The following is a 15,020-nucleotide window of genomic DNA, read 5'->3' as shown; positions in this document are numbered from 1 at the left end:
GGCGGCGGCTCACCAGGTGAAGCGCATCCCGATATTCGCGCCGCGGCTGCGATAGCGCTCGCCGCCGACATTGGTGCTCCAATCGAGCCGGGCATGCACGGCAAGCGACGGCGTCAGCCGCGCCGCGAGCCCGCCGCCCAGCCGCACGATCGATGCCTCACTGTCGGAGATGATCGCCCGGTCGTTGAAGATAATGTCATTCTTGCGTGCGAAGTCATGCCACAGGTCGGCGGTCAGGAATGGCTGGAATATCGTGGTCTTATAGGTGAGATTGCCTTCCAGCCGGACGCCTAGCCGCCCGGTGATCGTCTCGAAGCTGTCGAAATCAATATCCGAAAAAACGTCGCCCGATGGGTCGATCTTGACCTGCTGGACGATCAATTGCCCCTGCGGCTCCAGCTTCCAATGGCCCGAAAGGGCAATCGGATAGGCCGCCTCGAGCGATGCGGCGAGGCTCTTCCCTTTGAACTTCGCCCTGAGCCCGCGATAGGATTGGGTGTCGGCGTCGAGCCAGCTGTAAAGCCCAACAAGATCCAGATACCAGCCGCTGGCGCCGACATAGGTCAGGCTGGCACCGACGCCATCGCTGTTGGTTTTCAACGCGCCCGCCGCCATGTCGGAGCGCGCAAGGATATTGCCGTTCACATCGCCTGACGATTCGGCGTGGCTATAGAAAAGCGCGGCGCGAAGCTGGCTGCCGTCCTCGCGCACATCGGCGATCAGGTCGATGCCCGCCTGCGCCAGCCACAAATTGCCGTCGTATCGTGGCGCGATCTGGAAATCGGTTCCTTCGACAATCTGATCGCCGGTCTGCTTAACATGCGCACGATGATAGCGGGCCCACAGGCCCGTGATCGGCCCGCGATCGGTCAAATAGGCCTGGTCGCCCTGACGCATATGGAAGGTGCCAAGCTCGGCGAGCGCCACCTGATGCGCGACGACCGGGACCAGCGTGATGCCGGGCACTTCGGGCCGGATAATCGGGTCAGGGGTTCCTGTTGGCCCTGGCGTCGGCGTCGGAGTGGGCGTCGGCGTCGGAGTGGGCGTCGGCGTCGGAGTGGGCGTCGGCGTCGGAGTGGGCGTCGGCGTCGGAGTGGGCGTCGGCGTTGGAGTGGGCGTCGGCGTCGGAGTGGGCGTCGGCGTCGGGGTCGGCGTCGGCGTCGGAGTCGGGGTTGGCGTCGGAGTCGGGGTGGGCGTCGGCGTCGGCGTCGGAGTCGGCGTCGGAGTGGGCGTCGGCGTCGGCGTCGGAGTGGGCGTCGGCGTCGGGGTTGGCGTCGGCGTCGGAGTCGGAGTGGGCGTCGGCGTCGGCGTTGGCGTCGGAGTAGGTGTCGGCGTCGGCGTGGGGGTCATCACGTGCGAACGCAGGAACCAGCTTTGCTCGGTGCCGGGGGTCACGCCGCCGCGGAACAGCAGATATTCGAACATCCCCGCGGCGACCGGCCCGGCGAGCGAAAAGGCGTCGACGGTCGTCAACGCACCGCTCGCGGCGTCGATCACTCGAATGCCGTCGGCGATGGTCATCGCGCCCGGCCCGTTGACGTTGGTCACCGCGATCGCGGTCGCGCCAAAGCCCAGCGCGCCGGCGCCGTTGATGACGAGCCGGTCGGACGGCGAATTATCGTCGCCGAGGAAGGTCTGCAGCCCCAGCCGGCCATTCTGCCCGACATAATTGCCCATCACGACAAAGCGGTCGGTCGTCGACGTGCCGGCGTTGGTCAGATCGATCAGCCCCGCATTTTCGACCTGCACAAACTGGCCCGCGATCGCCGGCGCCACCGTGTGCGTCCCATTGCCCGCGAGCACCCGGCTCGTCGCATCGATGTGCAGGCGTCCGGTCCCGGTGCCGCTGTCGCCCATTGTGAGCGTGGCAAAATTGGCGAAGGTCAGTTCGGATTGGTTGGCGAGGACAAAATCCTCCCAGCCGACATAGCGCTGGACGTCGTCGCCCTTGGTCGAGTCCCAATAGAGGAGGTCGTCGCCGAGCCCGCCGTCGAGCCGCAGCCCGGTCCGAAGCTGCGCGGTCGTGAGGCCCGAAAGGACCGCATAGTCGGTCCCCGTCCCCATATCGAGCCCGCCGATCGTCCCGCCGGTCCAGAAAAAGCCGTCGTCGCCGTCCTGCGCCTGAACCACCGATGTGGTGGTGCCGCCGGTGACGGCCCCGAAATCATTGTCGGCACCGAGCAGGATCTGGCCGTTGATCGTTCCGCCGGCCTGCAGGAAGAAATCCTCACCCGTCCCGAGGCTGATCGTGCCCTGGATCGTCCCGCCATTGCCGTCGGCGCGGTTGATGACGACGTCGTCGCCATCGCGCAGGTCGATGCCGTTGTTGATGATCCCGGCATTGTCGACGGTGTCGCCCGACTGGCCGAAACTGACGATGTCGCCGCTGATATTGGCGCCGACATTATTCACGACGAACGAAAATCCGTCGCCGCTGATCGTCAGGCCATTGTTCAGCGTGCCTTCGTTGACGACGCTGTTCTGGCCGTCGCCGGTCAGGCTGAACGGGCCGCTGACCTGCGCACCAGCGCGGTTGACCACGAAATTGCGGCTGGTCCCGGTCAGCGATAGCCCATTGTTGAAAGTGCCATAATTGTCGATGAAATTGCTGCGGCCGACGATGTTGACGGACCCCGAAATGCCCTTCCCCTGGAACAGATAGAGGTTGTTTTCGCCATTGCCGTCGATGTCGATGCCGGAGTTGAAATTGCCATTCTGGCGGATGTCGATCCGCCCATCGCCGGTGCCGCGGAAATTGCCGTTCAGCGTGCCGCTGTTCTCCAGCGCCTTGAACGTTCCGGCGGGGCCGCTGAATTCGATCGCATTGCCCGAATTGCCCTGGATGCTGCCGCTGTTGACGACGCGGTTGTTCGAATTTCCGAGGACGCGCAAGCCGTCGCCAGCGACGAAGGCGCCGTTTTGCACCTCGATATCGGCCGACGTGTCGGTGATTGTGAAGCCGTCATTGTCCGATCCGCTGCATGTGACGGTCTGGCCCGACGAGGGATTGTCGGGGGCGCATTGCGCCCAGGCACGGCCGCCGAGCGGGAAGAATAGGGTGGTCGTCGCCGCTGCGCCGAGCAGCAGGTGCCGCAACCTGAAGCTTCGCGGTGCCACGCTGCCCGTGCGCCCGATCGCCACGCGCGCTCGCGGGATCGACAGGAAAAGGGAAGCGGGTGCGTTATGTTTGTCGCTACCGTGCTCGTGGGAGAAATCGAACCAGCGGCCAGTCATTTGGTTAACCCCCTATTCAGTTCACGAACGTGACTCTACCAAATATTACAACACCTTGGATCGTTCCTGGTTCCAAGGCGATGATTCTTTTTTGGTAAGCGAGCCGTTCACTCTCCTGACGGGCGGCGAAGCGTCCAAATGCGCCGTTCGACCGTAAATGCGATGCTGCGTTCCTTGCAGAAATCGTCGATCGTCCACAGCACGTCGGGGTGCGATCGCGCGCAATCGTCGCCGCACAAGATGCCGCCCGGTTTCACGCGCGGATACCAATGCACAACGTCGGCGTGGAAACCCGGATTGTGATGGAGCCCGTCGAGAAAGACGAGGTCGAGGCTGTCATGCGGCCAGTCTCCGAAATCCTGCGGACTATGGCCGCGGATCGCGGTGATATTGTGACAATCGCTCGTATAATGATCGAAATTCTCGCGCGTGCCCCAATGGCCTCGCTCGTGCGTCGTGCGTCCGTAATCGGCGTCGGACACCGCGCCCGCTTCGGTCTTGGCGGGCGGCGAGAAGGGATGTTCGACGGGATCCCAGATGTCGACGCAGGTCACCGACACGCTGGGGTCGACCGATTTCGACCAGCACCAGCTTGACCGGCCGCAAAAGGGGCCGACCTCGAGCATCGCGCCGCCGGGCGGGATAGTGCGCGCGAGCCGCTCGAGGATCTTGAGCTCGGGCTCGGGCATCCAGCCAGGAATGTCGAGATTATAAGGCATCGGGTCAGCTCGGATGGCTCATGTGGAAATCGTTGGGCCAGCGGAAATTGGTGTGGGTGTACATGACGCTGAAATCGAGCGCGGTGACCTGGTGCCACCAGCCGAGCGGGATGAAGAGCGCATCGCCCGGCTCCAGCGTTACCTGGTGGACATGCACCCCCTCGAGCCGCGGGAAGCGTGCGACGACATCGGGTTCGGTAAGGTCGCGCACCTGGCTGTAGACATGATGGTCGTTGTACAGTCGCGGCGTGTCGCCCGGCGCGACCAGCAGCACGCGCTTGCGACCGACGATCTGGAGCAGCAGATTGTTGGTCAGGTCGTGGTGGAGCGGAGTGAAGCTGCCCGCGGCGCCGATCCACGGCATCCCGGCCCCTTCGGGCGTCAGCAACTTGTCGAGCGCGCCGATGTCCTGCTTCAGCGGCGCGAGCGCGGCTTCGTTGGCGGCCGAATTATAGGCGGTGAGATATAGGTCGTTGCCTTCGCCGCCGTCTGCGACGCGATCGATGAAGCGGTCGAAGGGCATGCGGATGCGGTGATCGGCCATGTTGCGTTCGAAATCGGCATCGGCGCTGCGGCCCGCCTGCACCTCGATCGCCGCGTCGCCGATCAACCGCTTCAGATAATCGGGGGTCCAGCGGTCGAGCGCCGGCCAGTCGGTCAATTCGCTGTCGAGCACGACGGGGTGATTGGCCGCATAATGCTCGGCGAGGAACGCTTCGGCGGTGATGTCGGCCTTGCGGACGATCGTTCGCGGCGCGAGCGCGCGCAATTGTTCGTTCGATCGCAATATCCATTCGAACTTGGCTGCCTCCCGTGCGGGAGGCCCGGGCTCCGCCGTCGCCGCTCCGGTCCGATGCGCCGCCGCGGGGCAGGCGGGCCGCGGCGGGGTCTCGCGATGGAAACCGGCGGCGCCGTCGAATTCGGCAAGGCGCAGCTTGGCCTGATGGCCCTGCGTCCCCGGGGTGCCGTCGGCCAGCATGCCGCGATAGTAGAATTTCTGCCACTTGTCGCTGGGGTTGTCGGGCGGGTTCTGCGCCATCTCGACATGAAAGGCGTCGCGCGAGCGGCTCCATTCCTCGAACTGGCGCTTGAGTTCGGGCTCGTCGTCGATCGGCAATATGCGCGGGCGCACCGCCTCGATCAGCCGCCGTTCGACCGGAAAGAAGAAGCAGAAGGGCTCATTCTCCTCGAAGCGGATGACATGGTGCGGCCGGGTGAAGCGCCAGTTCATCGTGAAGCTGTAGGGCGACCAGTCGGTCTCGATCACCCCGCCGAGCGGCGCGATACCGTCCTTCGCCTGATTGGGCGAACCGCCGACCCACAGATTATGGCCTTCGGGGGTGCGGAAGATGCCCTGGACGTGAAAGGTCAGCGTGCCCTGCCCGAACAGCGCGACGGGCGCGATATGGGGCGGGGTGCCGGGGTCGAGACGGATGACGACGTCATCGGCGGCGCTGCCGCCATTCCATTCGGCCTCGAACCCGCAGGGGCTGAGGATTTCCCAGCCATGCGCATTGGCGATGTTGAGCGGAAGGCAGCGATAGGCGAAGCGCTCGGGGGTTGCATCCATCCAGTCGCGCCGCGACGCCGCCGCCCGGATGCGCGGGCTCCAGCCCGGATGGATGTAGCATTTCAGATCCATATCATCGGCCGAAGATATGCTGTCATTTTGCCCTGAAGCCGCACCAATTGACGAATCCTGACGATGCATTCGAGCGCTAGTCATTTCATAAATCAGTGCTTTGGTCCATATCCGACCTTCGCTGCGCCGGCAGCCGGCGGCACGCCTGGGCGGCGGCTGTCCGTCAATGACGACGATGATCGTTCAATCGGGTTCGTCCCGGTGGCGATCATATATTTGACGCAAGACGGTGGTAGACATGCCCGCCTTCGCGTTGAATAATATCATAGTTCTGGATGACTCCTCGATTGCCCGCTTCGGCGGGAATGGAATTGGAGAAGCGTTGACACGATGACACCGCGAACCCCTCGTCCTTTCCGCCGCGCGCCGGGATCGGCATGACGAAGCCGGTCGCGGACACTCCGGTCCGGGCGCTGGGCGTTGTTACCTGCAGTGCGCTGGTGGTCGGCAATATCATCGGAAGCGGCTTCTTTCTGTCGCCCGCCGCGCTCGCGCCCTATGGCTATATCGCACTGATCGGATGGGTGCTGATGGCGGGGGTCGCGATCTGCATCGCGCTGCTCTTTGCGCGTCTCGCGCGGGCGTTGCCGAGCGTGGGCGGTCCCTATGCCTATGCGCGGCAGGCCTTCGGCCCGCTGGCCGGGTTCGTCGTCGCCTGGACCTATTGGATTTCGATGTGGGTGTCGCAGCCCGCGATCGCGATCACCTTCGTCGGTTATCTCGGGGTCTTCTTCCCCGGCATCAATCACAGCCGGCTCTTGACCACCGCGATCGCGCTGGCCGCGATCTGGTCGGTCGCGCTGGTCAATATCCGGGGGGTCCGGTCCGCCGCGATATTCCAGAATATCATGGTCGGCCTCAAGCTCGTGCCCTTTATCGCGATCGGATCGATCGGGCTGTTCTGGGTCTCGCCCGCGAATCTCGCGCTGCCGCCCGACCTGCCCGCGGACACGCCCGGTGGTCTCGGCCCGCTGTCGGCGCTGTTCGCGATCGCCAGCGTGATGCCTTTGATCATGTTCGCGTTTCTTGGCATCGAATCGTCGACCGTGCCCGCCGACAATGTCAGGGATCCGGCGCGCACGATCCCGCGTGCCACGATCCTGGGCACGTTGATCTGCGCCGCGATCTTCATTCTCTGCACGATCACCGTGATGGGCGTCGTCCCGCGTGCGGCGCTGGCAGCTTCGTCGGCGCCCTTTGCCGATGCGGCCAGCCTGATGTGGGGGGATTGGGCCGGCGAAGTGCTGGCGGCGGCGGTCGTCCTCTCTTCGCTCGCCGCGCTTAACGGCTGGACGCTGGTGATGGGGCAGGTGCCGCTTGCGGCGGCGCGCGATGGCCTGTTTCCGCCGATCTTTGCGCGGCTGGGCCGTTCGGGCACCCCCGGGGCGGGGATCGCCATTTCGCTTGTCCTGTCGTCGCTGATGCTGATGCTCCAGGCGAGCGGGTTGACCGCACTGGTCGGCGTCTACCGCGAGCTCATCAATCTTTCGACCACCGCCGAAATGATCCCCTATGCCTTTTGCGCGGCCGCCGAAACCGCGCTTCTCGCCAGCCTCGCCCGCCCCGGCGCGCGCGCCCACCGGCCCTTCACGCTGATTTCGCTGATCGCCTTCATTTTTTCACTGATCACCATTTATGGCGGCGGGGCGGCGGCGGGTCTGTGGACCATGATCCTGACGATGTTGGGGATTCCGGTCTATGCGATGATGCTGCGCCGCACCGTATCGCGCGACGGCGCCATGCCGTGAAGGAGAACGCAGCCATGCGATTTTCGACCATTGCCGCGGCCTCTGTCGCATTGCTGGTGGCCGATCCCGCGGCGGCGCAAAGCCCCAAGGAAGAGGTCGAAGCGCTGCGCGCCGAGGTCGCCGAACTCCGCAGCATCGTCGGCACACTGCGTACGCGACTGGAGGACGTCGAGCGCCGCGATGCCGATCCGGCCGTCGTCCCCGAACCCGCCGTGCCTGTCCCGTCGCCGCCAGCCGATAGCGGCGCGCGCGCATCGCCACCGGCGAAACAGGAGCTTGCCGCGGCCGATGGCGCCAGCCTTGGCGCCGCGCCGCTGCCACCGCGCGAGACGATCGGCGACCGGATCACCGGCGCGTCGCGGATCGACAATCTCGCACCGCCCAACGACCCCGCGCTTAAGGGCTTCATCGCCATTCCGGGCACCGAGACGATGATCCGCATCGGCGGCTATGCCAAGGTCGATATGATCTGGGACCCCGCCTTCGTCGGCAATCGCGACGAGTTCGCGGTTCCCTCGACGTCGTTCGGGCGCACCGACCGGCGGCGGGCGACGGTCAACGCCCGCGCGACGCGGTTCAGCCTCGAACTGCGGCGGCCATCGACGCTCGGCAATCTGCGTTTCTATGTCGAGAATGACTTTTACGGCGACGGGTCGAGCTATGGCTTCCACCTCAACCATGCCTATGGGCAGGTCGGCAACACCTATGGCGGCTTCGGCTATTCGGCGCTCGTCGATGCCGATGCATTGCCCGACACGCTCGACGATTGGGGGCCGGGGGGCGCGATCTTCCTCCGCACCGCGTCGGCGCGGCGCGCCTTCAAGCTCGCGCCGGGTGCCCATCTGACGCTTTCGGTCGAGCGGCCCGAGAGCGACCTCGTCCTGACCGGCGACCAGAGCGGCGCCAGCACGATGCCCGACCTCGTTCTCGTCGGGCGCTATGAAAGCGAGGGCGGGCATATCCAGCTCGGCGGCGTCGTGCGGCGCATCGGGTTCCGCGACGAGCAGGGGCAGGGCGACGATGCGACGGGCTATGGTCTGTCGGCGTCGGGCTCGCTCGCTCTGTTCGAACGCGATGGGCTGTCGTTTGCCGCGAACTACGGGCGCGGCGCGGCGCGCTATGTCAACGACATCAACGGCCTTGGCCTCGATGCGGTGATCCGGCCCGACGGGCGGCTGCGACTGATCGAACATGTCGGCGGTTATGGCGCCTACACGCATTACTGGACCGACAAGCTCCGCTCGAACCTCGTCGTCGGCGCGCTCAGGATCGGCGACGACGGACTGCTCGATCCCACAGCGCTGCGCGCGACGCGCTATGGCGCGATCAACCTGATCTGGGCGCCGGCGTCGTCGTTCAGCGTCGGCCTCGAGGGCCTCTATGGGACGCTCGAACGCCAGGATGGCCGCTCGCGCGACTCGTCGCGCATCCAGGCGACGATCAAATATGATTTCGTGCGCTAGTCAGATCTTGCGGATCAGCGCGCGCGCCTCTTCGCCATAGCCCTTGCCCGGATCGATCCGGCCATCGCCGAGCGTGACGAAGCCCTGATAATCCCAGAACGCATGCGCATCGCCGACCGCGATCAATGCGATGGTGTCAAAGCCGCCGCTACGCGCTTCCTCCACAACGATCTCGACCGCACGGTTTGCCATCCCGTGTCCGCGTGTCGCCTCGCCGAGCGCGAGGTCGTGGAGGTAATAGCAGTCGAGCGGTTCGGGCAGCCGCTCCAGCGGCACGTCGAGCACGGGCGGCGTGTCGAGCCGCCCGGGATGCGAGATCAGGTAACCGCCGATCCGGCCATCGTCGAGCTCGAGCACATGGCACCCCGCCGGATAGAGGCGGTAACAGGCGGCGAAGACCGACGGGTTCTCGGGATAGTCGAGGTGAACGACCTCGGCGAGGTTCGCCACCCGTTCGAGATCCGCATCGGTCATCGCACGCCAGTCCATCACGGCGTCTCCTGCGGCACCATCTTGTCGGCCGTTTCCGACACGTCCGGCGGCGACGCCGAACGCGAGTGGAGATCGAGATCGCCATAGCGGCCGACCGACAGCCAGAACATCACGACCAGCGCGGCAACGGTCACACCCAGCGCGAGATAGCGCACCCAGACGGGCGAACGCCCGCCCGGATGGAGATGCTTTTCCTCGATGTCGCGCTTGCGGGTGATCGACGCCGAGTAGAAGACGACCGTGGCGATCACGAAGATCAGCGACCACCGCACCTGTTCACCATCGGAGCCGATCAATGCGACCATGCAATAGGCCGCCCCCGCGAGCCCCGCGGCGACGAAGAAGGTGTACTGCCCATGCGGCATCTTGCGATAGCCGAGCACCTTTATCGCGATCGTCGAATAGATATAGGGCAGCAGCGTCATGATCACCGCGATCGACGCGATCTTGCCGAACTGCTCGCTCGCGGTCGGCGACATGGTGGCGAGCACCTGAACGCTCATGATCGTCGCCACGATGACAAGGCCCAGCGAGGGCACGCCGCGCTTGTTGACCCGCGCGAAGATGCCCGGGAACAACCCGTCGTCCGCCGCGGCCTTCGCCGACTGACCGACCAGCAAGGTCCAGCCCGCAAGCGATCCGAGGCAGCCGACCGCGGCGCAGAGCGCAACCGCGCTCCCGGCGAAATCGCCCAACGCGAGCCGCGCCGCGTCGGCAAAGGGCGCCGACGAAGCCAGCAATTCCTTGTTGGGGATCATGCCCATGATGACCGACGAGCTGAGTACATAGGCGACCGATGCCAGTATCACCCCGCCGACCGTCGCGATGGGCACGTTGCGCGACGGATTGTCGACGACGCCCGCAGAGACCGAGGCGCTCTCGACCCCGATGAACGCCCAGAGCGTGAAAGTGAGCGTCGCCATCACCGCGCTGGCGTCGCTCTTGCCCGATACGTTCCACGCGGACGCATAAATGTCGCCGCTGAACCAGAACCAGCCGAACAGCGCCATTCCGAAGATCGGGATGAGCGCGAAGATGGTGGTAAAGCTTTGAAGGCGGCCGACCAATTTGGGGCCGAGGATGTTGGCATAGGTGAAGAACCAGATGATCGCGATGGCCGCGAACGCCATCACCACGGGCACCTTCAGCACCGGAAAGAAATGCGAGAGATAGCCAAGGCCGGCGACCGCGAGCGCGACGTTGCCGATGACGTTCGCGAGCCAGTAAATGAGGTTGGTCTGATACCCCATATAATCGCCGAACGCCTTGCGCGTATAGGCATAGGGGCCGCCCGCCGCGGGATCGATCGCCGCCAGCTTGGCGAAAACGAGCGCCAGCGCGACCGCGCCGACGATCGTGAAGATCCACCCGATCAGCGCGATGCTGCCGATTGCTGAAAGATTGGCGGGCAGCATGAACACGCCCGATCCCATCATATTGCCCGCGACCATCAGTGTCGCGGCAACCACCCCGATCTTGTTGCCGCCCTCGGTTGCTGTCGCAGCCCCTGCTTCTTCAGCCATGTCGCTTCCCCTTCAGCGCTTGACGACAAGCGCGTGATAGACGCCATCCTCAATTTCGATCCCATGGGTGTCGTGCCCAAAGCCCGGGAAGCGCAGGTCATAGCCTTCGAGTGCCTTGAGATAGCCGATCAGCGCGCCGCCTTCGGGCCCGGCGTTTTCGCCCGGCATCATCAGCGGAATGCCCGGCGGATAGGGGACGACCCCCGTCGCCAGCGTGCGGCCCGGAAGCGCGTCGAGCGACACCTTCTCGATATTGCCGCGGACAAGCTCCTCATAGGCGGCGACCGGGCTCATGTCGGGCTTGGGCAGGATGCCGAAGGCCTCCGACATCATCCGCGTCGTCTGGAGCTCGCCCATCGCCGAGAACATCAGGTCGGCGAGCTGGCGCAGCCCCATGCCCGCATAACGATCGGGATGATCGGCGACGAGGCTGGGGATGGCGCGATCGAGCGGGCAGTTCGCGTCATAATCCTTACGGAAATCGAGCAGCGCGTTGACCAGCGTCCCCCATTTCCCCTTGGTGACCCCCAGCGAAAACAGGAAGAGGATCGTGAAGTCGGTCGTCTTTTCGACGACGATGCCGCGCGCCGCCAGATAGGCGGTGACGATGCTCGCGGGAATGCCGATCGCGCGCAGGTCGCCCGTCGGGTCCATTCCGGGGGTCAGGATCGACACCTTGATCGGATCGAGCATGCAATAGCCGGGCTCGATATTGCCGAAGCCGTGCCATTCGGCGTCGGGCTCGAGGTGCCAGCAGGCGGGCTCGGTCGCCAGATGTTCGGGGTCGGCCTCGTGGAAGGCGACCGAGCGCCCGCGTGCGTCCTTCACCTTGGGCGGCTGCCACACGTCGAAGAACCAGCCATTGTCGTCGGCCATCTGCGCCGAGAGCCGCGCGACCATCTGGCGAAACGCGATCGCCTCGCGGATCGAGGTGCCGGTCAGTTTCTCGCCCGACGAATCCATCATCGCCGCCGACACATCGTTCGATGCGATGATCGGATAACAGGGCGACGTCGAGGCGTGCATCATGAACGCCTCGTTGAAGCGGGCGTGGTCGATCGGGTTGCGGCCGTCGCGTACGTGGATCATCGACGCCTGCGACAGCGCCGCGAGCAGCTTGTGCGTCGAATGCGTCGTGAAGACGGTCGGTTTTGACCGATCGCGCGTCCCCGGTTCGCCGTGCATCCCGAACCGTTCGCGATAGATCGGGTTGAAGCGCGCATAAGCGTACCAGGCTTCGTCGAAATGGAGCCGGTCGACGCTTTCGCCCATCAGCTCCTCGACGCGCGCGACGTTATAGCAGAGCCCGTCATAGGTCGAATTGGTGATGACCGCGTGGATCGGCGTGGCATCGGGGCCGCTCGCCACCAGCGGGTTCTCGCTGACCAGCAGGCGAAGCGCGGCGGGGGTCAGCCGCTCGGGCGGGATCGGCCCGATAATCCCCAGCGCGTTGCGTGTTGGCATCAGGTAACAGGGGATCGCGCCCGACAGCGTCATCGCATGTTCGACCGACTTGTGGCAGTTGCGGTCGCACAGCGCGACCTGGCCGCGCGTCACGCTTGCCATCAAGATGACGCGGTTCGACGTCGACGAGCCGTTGGTGACATAATAACTCCGGTCCGATCCAAAGACCTTCGCCGTATAGCGTTCGCCCGCGCCGATCGCGCCGCTATGGTCGAGCAGCGAACCGAGTTCGCCGACCGAAATCGACAGGTCCGACCGGAACAGGCTTTCGCCGAAAAATTCGAAAAAGGCGCGTCCGACGGGCGAGGTCAGAAAGGCGGTGCCCCCGGTATGCCCCGGCGTGTGCCACGAATATTCATAGGTCCGCGCGAACTGGACGAGGCCGGCGAACATCGGCGGCAGCACGGTCGAGCGATAGCGTTGCAGCGCCGCGAAGATGCGCCCGCCGATGAAATCGGCGGTGTCCTCGAGCAGCCAGATGAAATCGTCGGCCTTGGTCATCGCGTCGGCGGGGATCGTCGAGGCCGCGCTGCGGTTGGCGAGCAGGAAGATCGGCACGTCGGCGTTGAATTCGCGCATCGCGTCCAGAATTTCGCGCGCCGCCTGATGCTCGTCGCCATCGCTCAGGTCCCAGTCGAGCAGAAGGCACTGGATCGAGGGGTCGGTCGACACAATCGCCAGCGCATCGTCGACCGTCGAGGACAGCACAACATCGATCTCGCGCCGTTCCAGTTCATCGACCAGCGCGATCATCGCGCGTCCGGCGGCCGATTCCTCGCCGAAGTTTTCGCGGACGAGCAGCGCTCGCATCGCCAACCTCAGGCTCGATTGTGAAGACATGCTGCACTCCTTTTCTGCGGGGGAACGGAAAATGGAAATGGGGTTGGCCCGGGCGGTCAGCATGCCTCCGGGTGTGGTGCGATCGTGCGCGTCGTCGATGATTGGGAATGGGTCTGCGCCGTCGGCATCCGGCGCGCGAAACGATCCGGATTCGAACATTCCAAAAGATGACTTCTGGCGTTCATGGGGCCCCATTCACGAGTTTCATGATTGGATAGTCGTCCGACTATTCATCGAAATTATCACAGTTTCAATACATTGCAAAAATTTTGCTCAAATACTTCATCTGGGCAGCGCGTGATTATGCGATTAGGGTGCCCCCATGGAGTCGGGATCGCGCACGGCAATCGCGAGGGAAGGTTCGCTCTGGGCACGCTGTGCGTTGCCGGTTGCCGCCCTGATGGCGCTGGCATGGGCTCCTTCGGTTCTTGCGCAGGACGACCCGCAACCGACGGCGATCACCTTCGAGGGCGCGCGCGCGCGGCTCGACCGGGTTTCCCCCGCGCTCAGCGGACAGGCGCACGAGGTTCGCGCCAGCGAGGAACAGGAAGCCGCGCTCAAGGCGCTGCACCGCCCTATCGTCAGCGTGTCGGCGTCGGTCATCGAATATCAGAAAAGCCTCTCGCTCGACCTGACGGGCGAAAAGGATCAGTTCGGCAGCGCCGCGGGCGAGTTTCTCGATGGACTGCCGGGGCAATTCCCGCCCGAGTTCGCCGGGATCGTGTCGCAAGTGACGGCGCGGGTAGAGCAGGCCCTGCCCGGCCTGCTTTCGGTGATCCCCGATTCGCTCGATTTTCGGACCCGCGACACGGTGGTCAGGCCCAGCGTGACCGCGGTGATGCCGCTCTATACCGGCGGCGCGATCCCGGCGGTTCAGCGTGGTGCGGCCGCGGGCGTCGCGCTGGCGCGCGCCAAGCAGGCGGGGGTGCAGAGCCTGTCGGACATCCGGCTGGTCCAGACTTATTTCGGTCAGCAGCTGGCGGTTTCGCTACACGCCTCGGCGGTCGAGGCCCGCGATGGTTTCGACAAGCATCTCTCCAATGCGCGCGCGCTGGAACGCGAGGGGATGATCCCGCGCTCGCGCGTCCTTCAGGTTCAGGTTGCGCGCGACGCGGCGCAGCGCGCGGTCGAGCGTACCGAAATGGAGGTCGCGACCGCGTCGGACACGCTCGCGCGGCTGCTCGACGCCGCGGGCGGCATCCGGCCGACGACCCCGCTGTTCGTGAATCAGGGAGCGCCCGGCCCCTTGCCCGAATTTCTGGCGAGCGCGACCGGAACCCACCCGCAGGCGCGCGCCGCCGATGCCGCGCGCGACCTCGCGGGCGCCGGGGTCGATCTGGCCAAGTCGAGAATGCGGCCGCAGGCCTTTGCCTTCGGCTCCTACAACTTCAACCGCGACAATGCGCTGCCGACCGAGCCCGACTGGGTCGTCGGCGTCGGGGTGCGCTATACGATCCTCCCCAATATCGACCGCAATCATGCGCTCGCTGCCGCCCGGGCACGCGAACGCGCCGCCGAGGATGGCGCACGCGACGCGCGCCGGACGATCGAAACCGAAACCAGCCGTGCCTATAATCTGGTCGAAACCGCGCGCCGGTCGTTCCTGCTGCTCGACACCAACATCGCGGCCGCGACCGAGAATCTGCGCGTCCAGGAACTTGCCTTTCGAGAAGGCGAAGGCACCGCCGCCGACGTGATCGACGCACGCACCGCGCTGACCCTCGCACGCACCCAGCGCGCGGCCGCCGCTTATGAATATGTCGTGGCCCTCTCCGCGCTCCTCGCGGCGAGCAATAGCGACGACAGCTTCGCCGACTATCTCGCCCGACCCGATCGGATCAACGCGCTATGACCACGAAACCGCCTGTCGACACCGATCCTCCCCCACCCGAGCC

The 15,020-nt window shown here is 65.2% G+C and carries 9 protein-coding genes; 3 read left to right on the top strand and 6 right to left on the bottom strand.

What is annotated here, in order from left to right; all coding sequences use genetic code 11:
• Positions 1-9: 9 nt before the first annotated feature.
• The 3 genes from FG91_RS09335 to FG91_RS22010 all read right to left on the bottom strand — a co-directional run bounded on the left by FG91_RS09335 (position 10) and on the right by FG91_RS22010 (position 5,595).
• Complete coding sequence (locus FG91_RS09335) at positions 10-3,141, bottom strand: autotransporter family protein (protein WP_037514423.1); 3,132 nt, start codon at positions 3,139-3,141, stop codon at positions 10-12.
• Between the two features lie 200 nt (positions 3,142-3,341).
• On the bottom strand, positions 3,342-3,953 hold the full coding sequence (locus FG91_RS09330) for a class I SAM-dependent methyltransferase (RefSeq protein WP_037514422.1): 612 nt from the start codon (positions 3,951-3,953) through the stop codon (positions 3,342-3,344).
• A gap of 4 nt (positions 3,954-3,957) precedes the next feature.
• Positions 3,958-5,595: a DUF6065 family protein gene (locus FG91_RS22010; RefSeq protein WP_162835119.1), complete on the bottom strand. Its 1,638-nt coding sequence runs from the start codon at positions 5,593-5,595 to the stop codon at positions 3,958-3,960.
• 377 nt (positions 5,596-5,972) lie between these two features.
• Here FG91_RS22010 and FG91_RS09315 point away from each other — a divergent pair, with 377 nt between their 5' ends.
• On the top strand, positions 5,973-7,343 hold the full coding sequence (locus FG91_RS09315) for an amino acid permease (RefSeq protein WP_037514421.1): 1,371 nt from the start codon (positions 5,973-5,975) through the stop codon (positions 7,341-7,343).
• Between the two features lie 14 nt (positions 7,344-7,357).
• Positions 7,358-8,806 carry a DcaP family trimeric outer membrane transporter gene (locus FG91_RS09310; RefSeq protein ID WP_037514419.1) on the top strand — a complete coding sequence of 483 codons (1,449 nt, stop codon included), beginning with the start codon at positions 7,358-7,360 and terminating at the stop codon, positions 8,804-8,806.
• On the opposite strand, the gene FG91_RS09305 is transcribed toward FG91_RS09310, so the two are convergent.
• The 3 genes from FG91_RS09305 to FG91_RS09295 are packed head-to-tail and all read right to left on the bottom strand — an operon-like array spanning position 8,807 to position 13,125.
• On the bottom strand, positions 8,807-9,295 hold the full coding sequence (locus FG91_RS09305; RefSeq protein ID WP_037514418.1) for a GNAT family N-acetyltransferase: 489 nt from the start codon (positions 9,293-9,295) through the stop codon (positions 8,807-8,809).
• On the bottom strand, positions 9,295-10,821 hold the full coding sequence (adiC, locus tag FG91_RS09300) for an arginine/agmatine antiporter (RefSeq protein ID WP_052187458.1): 1,527 nt from the start codon (positions 10,819-10,821) through the stop codon (positions 9,295-9,297). The genes FG91_RS09305 and adiC overlap by 1 nt, the downstream gene beginning before the upstream one ends.
• 12 nt (positions 10,822-10,833) lie before the next feature.
• Complete coding sequence (locus FG91_RS09295; RefSeq protein ID WP_037514544.1) at positions 10,834-13,125, bottom strand: Orn/Lys/Arg decarboxylase N-terminal domain-containing protein; 2,292 nt, start codon at positions 13,123-13,125, stop codon at positions 10,834-10,836.
• A 382-nt stretch (positions 13,126-13,507) separates the two neighbouring features.
• Here FG91_RS09295 and FG91_RS09290 point away from each other — a divergent pair, with 382 nt between their 5' ends.
• Positions 13,508-14,977, top strand: a complete 1,470-nt coding sequence (locus FG91_RS09290; RefSeq protein ID WP_235211994.1) for a TolC family protein — start codon at positions 13,508-13,510, stop codon at positions 14,975-14,977.
• Positions 14,978-15,020 lie beyond the last annotated feature (43 nt).

Source organism: Sphingopyxis sp. LC81 (assembly GCF_000756375.1).
Lineage (GTDB): Bacteria > Pseudomonadota > Alphaproteobacteria > Sphingomonadales > Sphingomonadaceae > Sphingopyxis.
This window is presented reverse-complemented; position numbering and strand designations above follow the sequence as displayed.